Here is a 15,797-nt window from a genome sequence, read left to right on the forward strand (position 1 = left end):
CCTTTGCCTTACTATTATAAGATTATCTATTACCCACGTCATGTCCAATTTCCACTGTCTTATCGTTTTTATTGTAAAGTGCGGCTTGAACACTACCAAAGTTCGGATCATTGCGTTTTTCTTCCACTTGGAAACCTAAACTTTTGAATATATCTACATCTTGTTTACTAGTGGCATTTTCATAGAATATTTTTCCATCATCATTGTAAAAACGTGGCTTATCTATCGATTCTTGAAGTGTGCCGTCCCCTCTTAAGTAATCTACAAGTACTTCGTTTAGTGTTGTTGGTATTTTATTACCTCCAGGTGTTCCTATCCCCATATAATAATCAGGACCAACAACAATACTTGGTGCTGTAAATGATCTTGGCTCTTTATGTTTCCCGCCATAGTTAGGGCTAGCTGGATTTGAAGAGAAGTTGCTTAATGAGTTGTTCATATAAAAGCCCTCTTTCATGTACTTACCTGATCCAAAGAAACTAGCTAATGTATTGGTCGTGCTCGTTAATTTCCCATCTTTATCTATGACAACAAAGTGTGTAGTACTCGTGTTATCAACATTATTCGTATTAAAATTACTATTAAAGTTAATTTCATTTAACCTACCAAGCAAGTAATCTTGCGATAAATATTCGTCATAATCTTCATCTTGTCCATTAATAATATCTCTATTTCTGTACATAAGTGCTCTGGATTTTAAAATACCGGTTATATAATCTAAGCGATTATCAGGTGCGGCTTGATTATCCGTTGCTTCATCTATTTCCAACCCCTGTAGCATTAACGTACCACCTAATGGATTTGACGCAGAGTAAACTTTGTTATTTAAATAATCTGTACCTACTGGTTCTTTTTTCTCTGTTTTATAACCTTCAAAATCTTTTTCAGTAATTTCGTCATCTACTTGCTTAGAGACACTTTTACCAATTTCCTTATAGAAATAATCTGGCCCGTTATCTCTTATTCCTTTGATAGTTTTTGCAAGCGCCGGCTGTTTAACAACGTCACCTTCTCTTTTAGTTTGTTTGCCATCAAAGAATGGTGAATTTCTATCTATGTCTGAACCATATAATTTTAGGCTTCGTTCAAGTTCTGAATCTACTTCAAACCCATCTTGTGCTAAAGGAATAACATAGTTTAAGATTTTCTTTTCATCCATTTTCCCACCTTCTGCATGTGCATCATGGATACCTCGAACAAAGCCAGGTGTACCTATTTGGTCCTTTTGTTTAAAATCATAAGATGAGATATCTTTATATTGCCATTGTTTAGGCGCAACATTGTCTTGTCCATCATAAGATAACATTGCACCACCTCCACCTAAACCAGATGAATGCGGTTCAGTGATTGCTAATGCATAAGAAACACCCATGGATGCATCTATAGCGTTACCACCATCTTTTAATATTTTTTCACCAACACGTGAAGCAATTGGATTATTTGATGCAACACCGTAATTTTTATCTGACGTATCTTGATTGTGATCAGCTATTTTATTCTCATATAAATCATCTTTATCATAATTATCCTTTTTCGTAATCATAAAGAAGAAAAATGAAATGATGATGGTTAGGAGTAATATTACGATGAGCGATTTCTTATTGTAAATACTCATACTTATGCTCCTTTAGACAAATATTGATGATGAGAAGTCTTCAATTCATTTTTTTCATATTGATCCAGACCTTCATTTGCTCTTGCAAACACAATTAAAAGAAAAATAATCAATACAATTGAAATGATTGTAATACTTACCCAATGATCTCTAATGTTCATAGACGTAACCTCCATTCTCTTTTTTGATATTCAAGTTTTTACTTTCTATATTATTCAATAGTTTTCTTTCTTCTACACCATTTGGTGATGACTTGGTGACTTTTCCACCTTGTGACTTAATTGGTGTGATCATAAACTTAGATTGTTTACCATTCCAATTTTGTTGTACCGCTAAACCTTGTTTATTCTTGGATAAGAAATCTTCAGATGTTGTATTACCTAAGCTATAAAAAATATCTGTATCCTTATATTTCTCGATTTCTTGAATAACTGAATTATGACCAAGAATGACATCGGCACCAGCATCAGATAATGAATGCGCATATTCCCTTTGTCTAGTTGTCACTGAACGTTCATCTGTGATACCCCAATCAACGTTAACGACAACAAAATCGTTATTCTCTTTTAACTTTTTAATTAATGGTATATAAATATTAGGTTCTAAACTTACTGATGTTGTATTTTTCAAAGTGTCCGTATAATTTGACTCAACATCTGTAAACGAAACATTGGCTATCTTTTTACCTTTTACTGTTTGTTGTACTGTTTTACTATTTATAGGATTTGATCCATTTCCAGTAAGGTAATTATAGCCAGTTTGCGCTTCAACGGATTTCATAAAATCACGTGCCGTAATATTATCGGTGACTTGATTAATAACATTCAAACTTTTTAAATTAAGACCTTTTAAGTACAATACATTTTCTAAGTTTTTTGCTATATTCGTTTTTCTATCATCTGAAAATTTCGTCATTTCCAAACTTGCAGTAGAATAGTCACTTCCTTTTAAAATATCTTTAATGGAGGCAAATGTATCATTAAGGTTATTCTTCCTTATATGTTGATTTAATTCAATATTTCCCAAATACGTCATACTTATCTCATTTGGTGCTTTTTCTAGAGCTTTAACCGGTTCTATTTTTTGTGCTGTCATGGCATATACTAAAAGTATCATTGCTACAACAAGGATAATGCCAGTGTAGATTGAATTTCTTTTTTTGTGTCGCTTTGTCCACTTTAATATGCGTTCTTCCATTGAAAATCTTTTAGAATTCTTCATAATCCATGCTCCTTACTAATTGATAAAGCTGTAAAAGAATAAGATGACGTAAGTAATACATGTGAGTAGCATACAAGTTGACAAAGTAATAATGACACCTTGTTTTTGGATTGTATTCGCTATAATCCCTGGTATGACAACACCAATACCCGACATCTCTACCATTTCAAATGGGGTTAACGGATAAATTAAATCAAAAACGAATTTCAACACCATTCCGGTTAGTATCATCGCAGCAAATTTCCTACGACCGTATAGAATTACAATACGACTGATACCATGATTAACGATGAAATATGTAATACAACTAATAATCAGTACGGATAATAACATGACCGGCTGATCAAATATTAAAGCTAAATACCCTGGTACAACTAGGCCAGCAGGGCTGATGCCAAATTTTTCGGCAAATATTAAACTTAATACAATGCCTACAAATAATGAAAAATATAACTCTGAACCTATCATATTATTTTATCCCTTCTATATACTGCGCTATTTGTTTACCTGGTCCGTGAATGTTACCAACACAGAACATCAAGGCGTTTTGAGATTCATCATATACTGCACGTTCAACCTCTTTCATTTCTCTACCTTCAAAGTTTAAATATTTCTTATCAGGTTGTCCCTTCATGACTTCCGATACCATCTGTGTACTCTTTCCAGTACAAATCAACGTGTCGAATTCAACATCAGTGAGAAAATCTTCACAAAACTGTCTAGTACGGTCGATTCTATCCGAACGACAATTTAATATAATTACAATTTTGTTATATGGATAATTGTAAGTTTCAACTTTGTTTAAAATTGCTTTTGTAGATTGTGGCTCATTCGCTGCAAATGCGTTTACATAAACATTTGTTGAATGATTCGCATTATAATATTTCACTTCAACAGCTCCGACATCTGGCGGTGCATTTAGCATACCTTGTAATGCCGTATCTCTGTCGATACCAAGCGCTTCAGCCACGCCCATCGCTATCGCAACATTATCTGGGAAGACAATATAGCCAAACTTTCTCAAAAATGATTCTGGCACTTCTTCTTTATTAACAACAATCAGTTTGGTCTTACGTCTTTTTGCGACTTTCGCAAAGAAGTCAGTGTAATCATCCTTCATGACTACGAGATGACCTTTATATGGAATCGTTGCCGTAAATGCTTCAGCTACCTCGTCTAAAGTTGGTCCAAGCACATCCATATGGTCTTCCATTACATTAACAATGACACCTATATTGGCTTTAACAAGTTCTTTTTGGAAGGTGATTTGATAATCGGGATTTACTGCCATACACTCATTTACTAACGCGTTAGCTTTTTGTTTAACCACCTTCTTTATAATGTCGCGTTGCTCACCAATATTAGCGCCCTGGGGTTTTCTATAAACTGGATACTCTCTCGGTGTAAACCAATACATCATTCGAGCGTCTGTACCTGTTGTCTTACCTATGACACGATATTGATCTTCACGTAAAATACTATAAATCAATCTTGTAATTGTTGATTTACCTCTAATACCATTTATATTGATACGTATAGGGATTTTTTCCAATCTTTCAGAATGTTGTCTTTTTTCAACAATTCCTAACCATAGAATCAAACCTACACAAATAATGATTAGTAGCAAATTTTGTCCCTCTTTTCACTCAGACTATTTAATTCCACATATAAATGCATAAAGGTAAAAAGTGTTGCTCAATTAACACTATGAACACAATATATTTATAATTCATTACAATGTTTAATCTCTAACTACCTTTCAATAATGCCATGCTATCACGAAGTTATTGATTTAGTATAAATAGTTTGAAGTAGCTATTAAGTAAATGTAAATTCGTATTTACAATACATGTAAAAATAAATTTTTTCGTTACAAAACGCTTTTGTATCAGCTTTTTATTTTTATAAAAAAACAAATGATTTATATATGGATTTAAAAAAGAATTTTTATCGCTCTGTAATATTTTCTGGAAAACAAAAATATAATATTTACTGCAACTTTACATGATATTAAAAATAAGATGTTATCTTGTATGTGTAGGGCATATACGAATTAATTTTAGGAGGCAGTTTATGAGTAAGTCAGTTAAATTAGTAGTTTCAATTTATCTTGCAGTTGTGGCTATTATTTGTTGTAGTTATCTGATTATGATTTTAGTTGGTAGTTTTCAAGGAAATGATATGAGAGGCTCTGTGCTAGATACAGATAATACTAAAAACATTGAAAATGTAGACTATATTAACAATACTTCCAAAACATCTGAATCAAATACATCCACGTCTGATTCCATTCCAAAAAATTCACAATCTAGTATTGAAACAACACAAAATAAACTGTCTTCTATACAAGACACTCACCTTCATACATGGTCTTTAGATAATTCTTTTTCTAAAAGCCATGTATGATTTTTTTGCTTCGTATAAGGTTTACTCGATGTACCTCCGTTGAAAAGCCATACTAAAAAGCTAGTTTCTTATCAATTCAAGTGATATCACTTTATTTTATTCATTTCAGGGGTAAAAAGTATATTTATTTTAAAATATTAGATATAATTAAGGTGGTATAACTTATTTGTTGGAAAGGAGTTTTTAAATATGAGTAAATTTACAACATCGGAGAAAGTTCAAATTCTAGAAGATTTAGTTACAATTAAATCTGTCAATGACAATGAAATTGAAGTTTGTGAATATTTAAAAACGCTACTAGCGCAACATGGCATTGATTCCAAAATCATAAAAATTAATGACACCCGCGCAAACTTAGTAGCCGAAATTGGTGAGACTGGTCCAGTACTAGGTATTTCTGGACATATGGATGTCGTATCAGAAGGTGATATTAATAAATGGACATATGATCCCTTCAAATTAACTGAGATTGACGGTAAATTACATGGTCGTGGTACTGCAGACATGAAATCTGGGTTAGCTGCTTTAGTCTTGAGTTTAATTGATATACACGATCAAGGTTTATTAGCGTATGGTAGAATTCGCTTACTTGCTACTGCAGGTGAAGAAATTGTTGGTGAAGGGGCAAAAGCTTTCCAAGAACAAGGTTACATGAAAGATGTAGAAGCACTTGTTATCGCTGAACCTTCACAAGACCGTATCATTTATGCTCATAAAGGTTCTATGGATATTCGCGTTATCTCAAGAGGTAAAGCATCACATAGTTCCATGCCACAACTTGGCTTCAATGCCATTTCACCACTAGTAAAATTTGTTTACAAAGCAGAGGAAGGATTTAAAGGCTTTGACAAGCGTAACGATTTATTAGGCAATGCGCTAATGAACGCCACTATTTTCAATGGGGGCAACCAAGTGAACTCCATTCCAGAACATGCGGAGTCCGAATTTAATATACGGACGATTCCAGAACATGATAATAACCAATTTATTACTTATTTCAATGAAATATTGAAACAGGTAGCAACGGATAAGACGGATATTGAAATTGATACTTATATGTCTAGACCACCCGTGTATACAACAGGTGACAATAAACTTGCTGAATTAGCACACAGTATGGGTATGAAGTATCTAAATTCAGATTTACCATTAGAAGCATCACCTGGGGTAACCGATGCGTCAGATTTATTAGTTGAGAAAGACGAAGACTTCTCATTCATTATGTATGGTCCTGGATTAGTACAACAGGCACACCAAGTTGATGAATATGTTGAAAAAGACGTCTATCTCACATTTATTGATTTATATACAGAATTTTTCCCTACTTACCTTAAGAATTGGAAATAAATTTAAGGCATAGTCATCCAAATTAGATACTTTGCTATAATACAAGCACTCACACTAGAAATATTAATAAACGCCCTATAAAGTATTCACGCGTTAGTGTCTACTCTATAGGGCGTATATTTTTTGTCATAGCGCTTTGCAATATAACTATAACTTAGCTAACATTAATAATAATTTATTTCCACACCGCATCCTCTAAATTAACTGTTAAATCACTATATACATCAGACTTAGTGATTTACTTGTATAAATCTTCATTCAATATATTTGTTCTATAAACTCACGCGTTACCCCTCAAATTCGATAGATACCGTTAATGTTGATTTATAATTTTCTTTATTTGGGCTATAAATTGGTCTTTTTCTGGTATCGGGAAAAGTGGATACATGTGAAACAAATTGTACCCAGGTATAAAATCATGTGGAACCTTATGTTCATTCAACATATTTGATAATTTTAACGCATCAGGATATAAAGTTTCTTTTGTACCTATGGCGATTGTTATATGACCTAACCCTTCAATATCACCATTTATAGGAGACACGCGCCAATCTGTCAAAGCAAGTTTGCCAGCCCACAGTTTTATAAAATATTTACTTCCTTCAACGGCAAGCATTGGATCAATTTTTTCAAAAACTTTTGCTTCAGGATTTGAAAGTGTCGCATCGAGCACTGGAGAAATCAAAATAATATTGCTTGGCTGTGCTAAATTCAACATTTTAATATATTGTGCAAATGATAATGAAATTTGTCCCCCCGCAGAATCGCCCATTATGGTGATTTGGTGGGGATTTTCCACTTGCTTAAGTATGTGACTATATAAAGTTTGTAATAGTGAAAATGTTTCTTTATATGTTGCGTGTGGCACTTTGGGATAAACAGGCATAACGACTTTCGCTTCTAGTTCATCAGCAAGTGAATCTATAAATTTAAAATGATGTTTTAATGGATTTTGGAACCAAGCACCACCATGAATATATAAGACAACTGGTTGTTGCCTATCATTATTGTTATTCACAGTATAAACCGTAGAACCTTGTACCGTTGTTATCTGTACATTTTGTTTGAAATTGTAATCTGTTCCTCCAAATGTACCTTCCGTTTCATCCTTCACAATGTTAAGTGCTTGCTGAGCATTTTCTAAAGTTTCAAATGCACTTTTCATGTTAGAAACCTTAATTAAAATTTCCTGTAAAAAACTTTTATAGCTTCGCTTTTCTTGAAGCCTTGCATAAATGTATGATGTTGCAAGGCTCATACCAACAATAGCAGTCATTTTTCTAATCAAGTTGATATCCTCCTTATTCTCCCTTTTAAGTACATTTTACAACAAAGTGAACGATTAATTTAATAAAAGTTATCATCCAAACATTACATTTCACTCTATTTCTGTTATGTAGCTATATTTTTATGCATAAAGCTATTTCTATGAGTTATCAATACTATTTTAATGACTAGATATTTTCAGAATGATAGATAAAATCATGGTTTAACATCATCGCCATATACAATTCATCAAAATAATGATTGTCCATATAAACAGATTCATGTTTAATACCTTCAATTTTGAAACCTAGCTTTTCATAAAAATTAACTGCAGGTTTGTTCGAGGTAATTACTGTTAGTTCCAACTTCTTAAGCCTTTGCGTTCTGCCCATTTAATGGTTTCATTAAACATTTGCGTGGCTAAGCCTTGTTGATGTAAGTCATTAATTAATCCGGTCATGATATAACCGATATGTTTAACTTTAGCTAAAGTGCTAATATGTACTGATAAATATCCTAATATTTCGTCATTTTCCGTTTTAACACCTATGTAAAAATGCCTTTTGATATCTTCAATTAATTTAGCTTTATCAAAACTTCTTTCATCAGGTAAGTAAAGCATATATTGTGTTTCTTGATCTATCTTTTTCATACAATTATAAAGCGCTTCCGCTTCATTTGGACAGATTCTTTCGATACGCATAAGCATCCCCCTTAGTGCTATGAATTATCTTTATCATACATTATTTTTTATAATTATGACACGCTTTATCTTATTTTCAACGTTTTAATTTAATACAATTATTTTCCATAAAAATAAAAAACACACCTTGTACCCTAACAGTAAAAAGTGTGCTTTATTATATCGCTTGATCTGACGATATGTTGTTGTTAAAAAAGCTTACCACATATGATGTCGCTAAGTCATGCTTTGATACATCAGAGTCAGCTGATGTTCAAATTGTTGCATATCGATAAAACGACCTTGGCGATGCATCTCTTTGCCATTAAAAAAAATTAAATCTACTGGTACTGTAAAAATTGATAATTCTCCTGCAATTTCCTCTAATTCACTTTGATTCACTAACCCTAATGGAACGCCAGGAAAATCTTCCACTATACCCGCTATTTGAGGTAACACTGCATGACAAACACTACAATTGTCTCTCATGATATGAATAACTACCAACTTATGCTCTGAAATAAATTCATTGAACGCTTCTATCGATGTCAATGGTTTTTGCATTTTGAACACCACCTCTATAACGTAAATTGACTATTATTATGCAGTGTATGGCTGCATACACTCAATTATTTTGCTCACTGTGACATTGCATTCATGCTTCAGTTCATTTATGTTTATTGACTTAAAATGTTTTGGAATATTTCTGGTAATTTTGTCACTTTTTTTTTCTGTAAATCAAAAAATGTGCCACTTTGTTTGCCCAAACAATGTACTGTACGCTCTGATTCTATTTCGAACTCAAACTCCCAACGTAATTTACTTGCTCTGACAAGATAACAACGTCCTATAGGCTTATCATGTATGGTAATAGGCGTTTTATATTCTGCTTCAGTACTCATTAGAATAGGTGATATTTGCTGATTCATCATATCTGAATACGGCATATATTGGTTAATAAAATCAGTTCGTAAATCTTCAAACCATCTAATGTAAACTATGTTACTTACTATCCCCATTGCATCAATATCGTAACCATTCACTTCAATATTTCTTTCAGCTACTAATTTTCTTTCAGTCATTATCTTATTCGCTCCTCAAACAACTTTTAATTTATCTACATTTTTATTATAAGTTTATAATCGATAAATTGCATATGTTTGAGTTTATTGTTAAAAATCATCACACTATTTGTACAACATTCATTTATTTTAATAAAGAATAATCAATTTTATGTAACATATTTTGCATACGTAAACGCGTATCTTTCGTATATCCTTGAATACCACCCGTATGAATAAATAATATATTATCTTGATTATTATAATTACCAGATTTAATTTCTTGGACTAGTCCTCTAAATGCTTTGCCAGTATATGTCGGATCAAGTACAATTCCTTCACTTTGTGCAATCTCTATATAAAATTCCAACTCTTCGTCCGTCGCTTTACCATAACCTAGTCCAATATAAGCGTCGTTTATATTGATTGTATCAAACGATTGAATACCTTCATCTAACTGTTTAGCTATCTCTATCACTTTATTTTTAAATATATTAGCACTTTTGTTTACTGCATAGCCTATAATCTGCGTTGATGCTTTATTTGTCATACAACCATACCATAGACCCGTATAGGTACCTCCTGACCCTACTGCCACATTGATTGAATCAAACACTATATTCATTTCAGTCTGTTGTTTCAATATTTCATTGTATGCATTTACATACCCCTGTGTGCCTATCCAATCTGATGCGCCCATCGGAATTAAATATGGCGTTTTACCTTGCCCTTCAAGTGTCTTATACAACCGTTCCATTGCATCTTCCCTTGAACTTTCTGGTTCAATGATATGAACGTGGGCACCTAAGATTGCGTCTAAAAATAAATTCCCTTCAAATTCAGCCATTTCACCTTCCAATGCAAGATGACATTCGATATTATATTTTGCACATAAAGCAGCTGTCGCACGTGCATGATTAGAGGTAATTGCTCCACTGGTTATAACAGTGTCATAACCACGGCTTAATACATAATGAATTGTATACTCTAGTTTACGTACCTTGTTACCTGATACTTCTGTACCTGTGTAATCATCCCTTTTAATATAAATATTTTTTCCTAACGATTGACTTAGCTGCTCTAATTTTTGAATGGGTGTATTTAAGTTAGCAATGTTTAATTTGTTATGTAACATACTTTAATCTCCTTTATTATTGTGAAATCATCATTTTAGGTATTTTCTGGGAAATATTTTGATTATTTTATGATGGTTCACGTGAGTTTTTTACAGAAATTGACTTCATTCGTTACACGTCATGTTATAACAAAGCTGTTATAGCGCTTTTAAAAAGTCTTTTTTCAACAGTGCATACCGATTCATATCTCTATACTGTTCACCATTAAACATATCTTCATAATCTGTAGCAATGAAAGTAAATCCTGCTTTTTCAGCTACCTTATTACTTGCGATATTGTCGACATCAGCAAGTATGGTTAATTTATTTAGGGACAAGATCTCAAATGCATAATGGCATAGATGTTCAACACATTTTGTAACAATTTGTTTCCCTGTATATCCTTTAGCAATCCAATATCCAACCTCTGCCTTGCGATTTGTTTGATCAATTTTATGTAAATCTATGGTACCAATCAATATTTGTTCATAGTAAATCATAAATAGTCTAGCTCTATCCTCTGCATGATGTTGTATCATCATTTTTAAATAGGCTTGTTCATCTTCAATCGTCATATCTTCCTTAATAAAATCTAAAAATGGGGATAAATGTAAAAAATTATCTTTAATTAATTGATATAATGGTTCAGCCATATTTAACTCAGGTGGTAATAATGCTACCTTAGGCATAACTTGTATTGCTGGTCTATAGTTCATATATTCACCTACGATTACAGATTTATTTGTTACATCTAATGATATTTTTAAATTCAGAATATTTCAACACTTTAGCTAAAATAAAATAGGAGGAAATCCAAAATCCTATTTGAGCAGTAGATTTTGAAATTTCACTCCTATATTGCTTGCTGTGTGTTAAATTTTTTATATAAAGTGACCGCTTTTATTTTTCTTCTCTAACTTTAATAATTAATTGTTCCGCTGAAACATCGTTCACATCTTCAACTGATAACAATCTATCCTCTAAATTTGTAATAATTAATGGTGTAATATGACTCGGTGCATTATCTTTAATATACGCTAAGTTAACTTGCATCAGAACTTGCCCTTTATGAACTTTGTCACCAGTTTCTACAAAACTTTCAAAGCCTTCACCATTCAATTTCACGGTATCTATACCTATATGAATTAATAATTCTAACCCTTGAGCTGATTCTAATCCTATTGCATGTTTGGTTGGGAAAATTGTTTTTACTGTTCCGTCAAACGGTGCAACAATTTTGCCGTCTACAGGAATAAAGCCAACACCATCGCCCATCATTTTTTGCGCAAATACTTGATCCGGCACTTCAGACAGTGGAATAATCTGACCGTTACCAGGCGCATAGATATCAATTTCAGGTACTCGTTCAATATGAACAACTTCCTCATTACCTTCTTCTGTTACTGTCGTCTCTTGAGGTTTAGTAATTTCACCTTTCATTATCAATGACATATCATGTTTAATTTGATCTGATTTAGGTCCAAAGATAGCTTGCATATTATTTCCTACTTCAAGCACACCTGACGCGCCTAATGCTTTTAGTCCTGCTACATCAACTTTGCTTTTCTCTTTCACTTCAACACGTAATCTTGTGATACAAGCATCTAGATGCTTAATATTTTCTTCTCCACCCATTGCTTTCAATACATTAAACGGTAATTCACTCGCAGTTGAATTTGTAAATTGTGCTTGTTTATCTTCACGTCCAGGTGTTTTATATTTGAATTTCAATATCAAGAACCTGAACACAAAGTAATATATAAATGCATAAACAATACCTACAGGAATCACTAACCACCATTGGGTCTTATTTGGTAATACCCCTAATAAGACATAGTCTATAAAGCCACCCGAGAAGGTATATCCTAAATGTACGTTTAATAAGTATAAAATCAAGAATGATAAGCCATCTAAAATTGCGTGCACAAAGAATAACAATGGTGCTACAAATAAGAATGAAAATTCTAATGGTTCTGTAATACCTGTTAAGAATGATGTTAACGCCGCTGACCCCATTAACCCAGCTACCACTTTTTTATTTTCAGACTTTGCTGTGTGATAAATCGCTAAGGCTGCTGCTGGTAAACCAAACATCATAACTGGGAACTCACCTTGCATAAATTTACCAGCTGTTAATTGACTACCTTCTTTAATTTGTTCTATAAAGATACGTTGGTCACCGTGAATCATTTCTCCCGCCGCATTTTTCCAAGCACCAAATTCAAACCAGAACGGTGCGTGGAAGATATGATGAAGTCCAAACGGTATTAATAAACGCTTAATAAATCCGAATAAAAATACTGCTACACCTGTATTCGAATCTAATAAACCTTCACTAAATGCATTCAATCCTGTTTGTATACTAGGCCATATTAATGCCATCGGGAACGCTAATATAAATGATGTGGTTGCCATCATAATCGGCACAAAGCGTTTACCAGCAAAGAATCCTAAATAAGACGGTAATGAGATATTATAAAATTTGTTATAACACCATGCTGCTAGTGTACCAATAATAATACCGCCAAACACACCTGTTTGTAATGTAGGAATACCTAAGACACTCGCATAGCCGCTCGCAGCATCATTTACATTATCTGGCGTCACATGTAAAAAAGCACCCATCGTTTTGTTCATAATCACATAGCCGACAAATGCTGCAATTGCTGCTACACCATCACCGCCTGCCAAACCTATCGCAACACCCAAAGCAAAAATCATCGGCAGATTGTCAAATATACTACTTCCGGCACCTGCCATCATTTCTGCCACACTTTGAATACCTCCATTTTGAATAAATGGTAAATAGTGTTGCAGTTCTTCACCTTGTATCGCAGTACCAATTGCTAATAACAATCCTGCTGCTGGCAAGATAGCAACTGGTAACATTAATGCTTTACCTATACGTTGAAGCTGTCCAAAAAGCTTTTTAAACATAAACAATACATCCCTTCACAAAAGTTTTTATTATCATATATCATCAAAACGCGCAAAAAAGGCATGAGCAAACAGACTATATACGATAGTCATTCAGTTTGCTCATGCCTGCTTAACCAGTAACACGCAATTTGACGATTATTTTTTTATATTATATAACGCTTTCACGAAAGATACAATACTCAATGTTATTTTTATGCTTTATTTTTTTGAACATTATTTAACACACGTCTTAAATTAGTATCCTATGATTAAAGCGATAGTCATGCCAATACAACAAATAACCACCCAAGCTAAAATGATTTTCCAAGCAAACTTTAACCACTGGGTGTATGTAATTTTACCAACTGCTAGCGCACCCATTAAAATGGCTGAAGTAGGAAATAACACATTACTAATGGCATCGCCATATTGAAAAGCCAGTACAGTAATTTGACGATTGATTTCCAATAAATCTGATATCGGTACCATTAAAGGCATCGTTGTTAGTGCTTGTCCCGAACCTGATGGAATAAAGAAATTCAACATGAATTGTAAGATAAACATCGCAATGATTACTAGAGATGAAGGCACGCCATTTAGTAACGTGGTCATGCCATGAACAATACTATCAATGATCTGCCCATTTTCTAGAATAACAATGATTCCCTTAGCAAAACCTACAATCATTGCACCAAACAAGATATCTTTCATACCTTCAATCATTGCGTCAAAAGTACCATTTAACCCAAGTCCACCGATGAATCCTGCAAGTAAACCTGCCAAAATAAAGTTGGCACTCATTTCATTGAATGACCAACCATATGAAAAAATACCGTACACATTTAAAATGATTGTCATTACAATTAAACCTAAGCCAATTGCTTGTCTCTTTGTAAACCTCGTTATATTCATAGCAGTATCCCTATGACCTTCAGACTGTTCTAGCTCATAAACATAACTTTTCGACTTATCCTTCTTCACCTTATATGCATATAACATCACTGCTGTTATAGCAGCAATCAAAATGAAGATATAGATGATGGATCGTAACCCCCATCCTGAAAACATCGGTAGTTCCGCTACAGATTGAGCGACACCTACCGTAAATGGATTTAACATACCTCCCATAAACCCACTCGCCGCACCAAGTATAACCATAGCCGCACCTGTTAGCGCATCATAACCTAAAGTACGCGCAATGATAATCCCAATGGGGACAAAAATGATTGTTTCTTCAGCTAAACCAATCGAAAAACCTAATATAGAAAAGATGGTCATCGTCAATGGAATCATCAGCACTTTATATTTTCCCAATGATTGCATAGCCTTATTCACACCATTTTCAAATGCACCTGTCTTATGAACTATTCCAAAAGCACCGCCGACTAAGAAGATATAAAATACAATTTCCCCGCCGCTAATCAATCCTTCTGGAATCGCACGAAAAATGTCAAAGAATGAAACGCCTTGTTGTTGAACTTGCTCATATGATCCAGGGATTACCAAAGTTTGCCCATCCTTTTTCTCTCTTGCATATTCTCCAGCAGGTATGAGATAAGTTAATACACTAGAAAAAATAATGATAATCAGCAATAGCGCATATGTATGCGGTGTCTTTATACGCTTACGTTCAAAATTACACTTACTCATATTTATACTCCCACTCCCTACAATAAATACCATACGTATTATAAATTAATGACTGAATATATAAGCCGCTGTTATGTTATAAGTTTTTTGAATAATTATCAGAATATTGCGCTAACTCCATTATTCCATAGTCCCTATTTTAATCAATACTAAAGTGGTAAAAATGTTAATTATTATCACTGTCATCTATTCCTATGTATAAACATAAAATAAGAGTCCGGGACATAAACATTTATGATTAAAGAATAAACGTCAATTTCTATATAATTTCAATAGAAATTGACGTTTTCTTTATTTTTATATAATTTTGTAGCTCGTTGAGCTACTATTTTTCTTATGTTTAGCGCCATTAAGACAAAACCAAGCTCTCGTTTAACCTTATTTATTTCTCGAACCGACATGCGATTGAAACCCAAAATAGCCTTCATAAATCCAAAAACTGGTTCTACGTCAATTTTTCTTTGACTATAGATTTTTTTAGTTTCTGGTTCTGAAAGCTTTTGGTTAACTTGAGA

At 33.3% G+C, this 15,797-nt stretch carries 15 protein-coding genes and 2 pseudogenes; 2 read left to right on the top strand and 15 right to left on the bottom strand.

The genetic code is table 11. From position 1 onward, the window contains the following. Positions 1-22 precede the first annotated feature (22 nt). The 5 genes from BTJ66_RS07210 to pgsB are packed head-to-tail and all read right to left on the bottom strand — an operon-like array spanning position 23 to position 4,463. Positions 23-1,615: a gamma-glutamyltransferase gene (locus BTJ66_RS07210; RefSeq protein ID WP_099090291.1), complete on the bottom strand. Its 1,593-nt coding sequence runs from the start codon at positions 1,613-1,615 to the stop codon at positions 23-25. A gap of 2 nt (positions 1,616-1,617) precedes the next feature. After that, positions 1,618-1,776, bottom strand: coding sequence for a hypothetical protein (locus tag BTJ66_RS13630; RefSeq protein ID WP_099090292.1), 159 nt, complete (start codon positions 1,774-1,776; stop codon positions 1,618-1,620). Further along, complete coding sequence (locus BTJ66_RS07220; RefSeq protein WP_099090293.1) at positions 1,766-2,836, bottom strand: CapA family protein; 1,071 nt, start codon at positions 2,834-2,836, stop codon at positions 1,766-1,768. The genes BTJ66_RS13630 and BTJ66_RS07220 overlap by 11 nt, the downstream gene beginning before the upstream one ends. A gap of 15 nt (positions 2,837-2,851) precedes the next feature. After that, on the bottom strand, positions 2,852-3,304 hold the full coding sequence (gene pgsC / locus BTJ66_RS07225) for a poly-gamma-glutamate biosynthesis protein PgsC (protein ID WP_099090294.1): 453 nt from the start codon (positions 3,302-3,304) through the stop codon (positions 2,852-2,854). A 1-nt stretch (position 3,305) separates the two neighbouring features. Then, positions 3,306-4,463 (bottom strand): poly-gamma-glutamate synthase PgsB, encoded by a 1,158-nt coding sequence (gene pgsB / locus BTJ66_RS07230; RefSeq protein ID WP_099090295.1) that lies wholly within the window; start codon positions 4,461-4,463, stop codon positions 3,306-3,308. Positions 4,464-4,909: 446 nt separating this feature from the next. Here pgsB and BTJ66_RS07235 point away from each other — a divergent pair, with 446 nt between their 5' ends. Both BTJ66_RS07235 and BTJ66_RS07240 read left to right on the top strand, forming a co-directional pair. Then, entirely contained in the window at positions 4,910-5,242 is a 333-nt protein-coding gene (locus BTJ66_RS07235) for a hypothetical protein (RefSeq protein ID WP_099090296.1), read from the top strand. Positions 5,243-5,431: 189 nt separating this feature from the next. Then, positions 5,432-6,589: an ArgE/DapE family deacylase gene (locus BTJ66_RS07240; RefSeq protein ID WP_099090297.1), complete on the top strand. Its 1,158-nt coding sequence runs from the start codon at positions 5,432-5,434 to the stop codon at positions 6,587-6,589. Between the two features lie 313 nt (positions 6,590-6,902). Here BTJ66_RS07240 and BTJ66_RS07245 read toward each other — a convergent pair whose 3' ends face one another. The 10 genes and pseudogenes from BTJ66_RS07245 to BTJ66_RS07285 form a co-directional block, all read right to left on the bottom strand. Continuing rightward, positions 6,903-7,877 (bottom strand): alpha/beta hydrolase fold domain-containing protein, encoded by a 975-nt coding sequence (locus BTJ66_RS07245; protein ID WP_099090298.1) that lies wholly within the window; start codon positions 7,875-7,877, stop codon positions 6,903-6,905. A gap of 166 nt (positions 7,878-8,043) precedes the next feature. Beyond that, on the bottom strand, positions 8,044-8,205 hold the full coding sequence (locus BTJ66_RS13825) for a GNAT family N-acetyltransferase (protein WP_420801879.1): 162 nt from the start codon (positions 8,203-8,205) through the stop codon (positions 8,044-8,046). Positions 8,206-8,217: 12 nt separating this feature from the next. Continuing rightward, a pseudogene (locus tag BTJ66_RS07250) lies at positions 8,218-8,564 on the bottom strand (N-acetyltransferase family protein); the annotation flags it as partial. A 210-nt stretch (positions 8,565-8,774) separates the two neighbouring features. Next, entirely contained in the window at positions 8,775-9,101 is a 327-nt protein-coding gene (locus BTJ66_RS07255; protein WP_099090299.1) for a thioredoxin family protein, read from the bottom strand. Positions 9,102-9,214: 113 nt separating this feature from the next. After that, on the bottom strand, positions 9,215-9,622 hold the full coding sequence (locus BTJ66_RS07260) for an acyl-CoA thioesterase (protein ID WP_193433023.1): 408 nt from the start codon (positions 9,620-9,622) through the stop codon (positions 9,215-9,217). Positions 9,623-9,743: 121 nt separating this feature from the next. Continuing rightward, positions 9,744-10,733: a D-cysteine desulfhydrase family protein gene (locus BTJ66_RS07265; RefSeq protein WP_099090301.1), complete on the bottom strand. Its 990-nt coding sequence runs from the start codon at positions 10,731-10,733 to the stop codon at positions 9,744-9,746. 138 nt (positions 10,734-10,871) lie between these two features. Next, complete coding sequence (locus BTJ66_RS07270) at positions 10,872-11,429, bottom strand: GNAT family N-acetyltransferase (RefSeq protein ID WP_099090302.1); 558 nt, start codon at positions 11,427-11,429, stop codon at positions 10,872-10,874. 184 nt (positions 11,430-11,613) lie between these two features. Then, complete coding sequence (ptsG, locus tag BTJ66_RS07275) at positions 11,614-13,650, bottom strand: glucose-specific PTS transporter subunit IIBC (RefSeq protein WP_099090303.1); 2,037 nt, start codon at positions 13,648-13,650, stop codon at positions 11,614-11,616. 237 nt (positions 13,651-13,887) lie between these two features. After that, complete coding sequence (locus tag BTJ66_RS07280) at positions 13,888-15,282, bottom strand: YfcC family protein (protein WP_099090304.1); 1,395 nt, start codon at positions 15,280-15,282, stop codon at positions 13,888-13,890. A gap of 272 nt (positions 15,283-15,554) precedes the next feature. Beyond that, a pseudogene (locus BTJ66_RS07285) lies at positions 15,555-15,797 on the bottom strand (transposase); the annotation flags it as partial.

Origin of the sequence: Staphylococcus edaphicus, assembly GCF_002614725.1 — a bacterium.
Lineage (GTDB): Bacteria > Bacillota > Bacilli > Staphylococcales > Staphylococcaceae > Staphylococcus > Staphylococcus edaphicus.

Bases quoted from the DNA above. Each gene is read 5' to 3' on its own strand.
- BTJ66_RS07240 (WP_099090297.1), top strand. From the start codon at position 5,432: ATGAGTAAATTTACAACATCGGAGAAAGTTCAAATTCTAGAAGATTTA.
- BTJ66_RS07265 (WP_099090301.1), bottom strand. From the start codon at position 10,733: ATGTTACATAACAAATTAAACATTGCTAACTTAAATACACCCATTCAA.
- BTJ66_RS07270 (WP_099090302.1), bottom strand. From the start codon at position 11,429: ATGAACTATAGACCAGCAATACAAGTTATGCCTAAGGTAGCATTATTA.
- pgsC (WP_099090294.1), bottom strand. From the start codon at position 3,304: ATGATAGGTTCAGAGTTATATTTTTCATTATTTGTAGGCATTGTATTA.
- ptsG (WP_099090303.1), bottom strand. From the start codon at position 13,650: ATGTTTAAAAAGCTTTTTGGACAGCTTCAACGTATAGGTAAAGCATTA.
- BTJ66_RS13630 (WP_099090292.1), bottom strand. From the start codon at position 1,776: ATGAACATTAGAGATCATTGGGTAAGTATTACAATCATTTCAATTGTA.
- BTJ66_RS07210 (WP_099090291.1), bottom strand. From the start codon at position 1,615: ATGAGTATTTACAATAAGAAATCGCTCATCGTAATATTACTCCTAACC.
- BTJ66_RS07255 (WP_099090299.1), bottom strand. From the start codon at position 9,101: ATGCAAAAACCATTGACATCGATAGAAGCGTTCAATGAATTTATTTCA.
- BTJ66_RS07280 (WP_099090304.1), bottom strand. From the start codon at position 15,282: ATGAGTAAGTGTAATTTTGAACGTAAGCGTATAAAGACACCGCATACA.
- BTJ66_RS07235 (WP_099090296.1), top strand. From the start codon at position 4,910: ATGAGTAAGTCAGTTAAATTAGTAGTTTCAATTTATCTTGCAGTTGTG.
- BTJ66_RS07220 (WP_099090293.1), bottom strand. From the start codon at position 2,836: ATGAAGAATTCTAAAAGATTTTCAATGGAAGAACGCATATTAAAGTGG.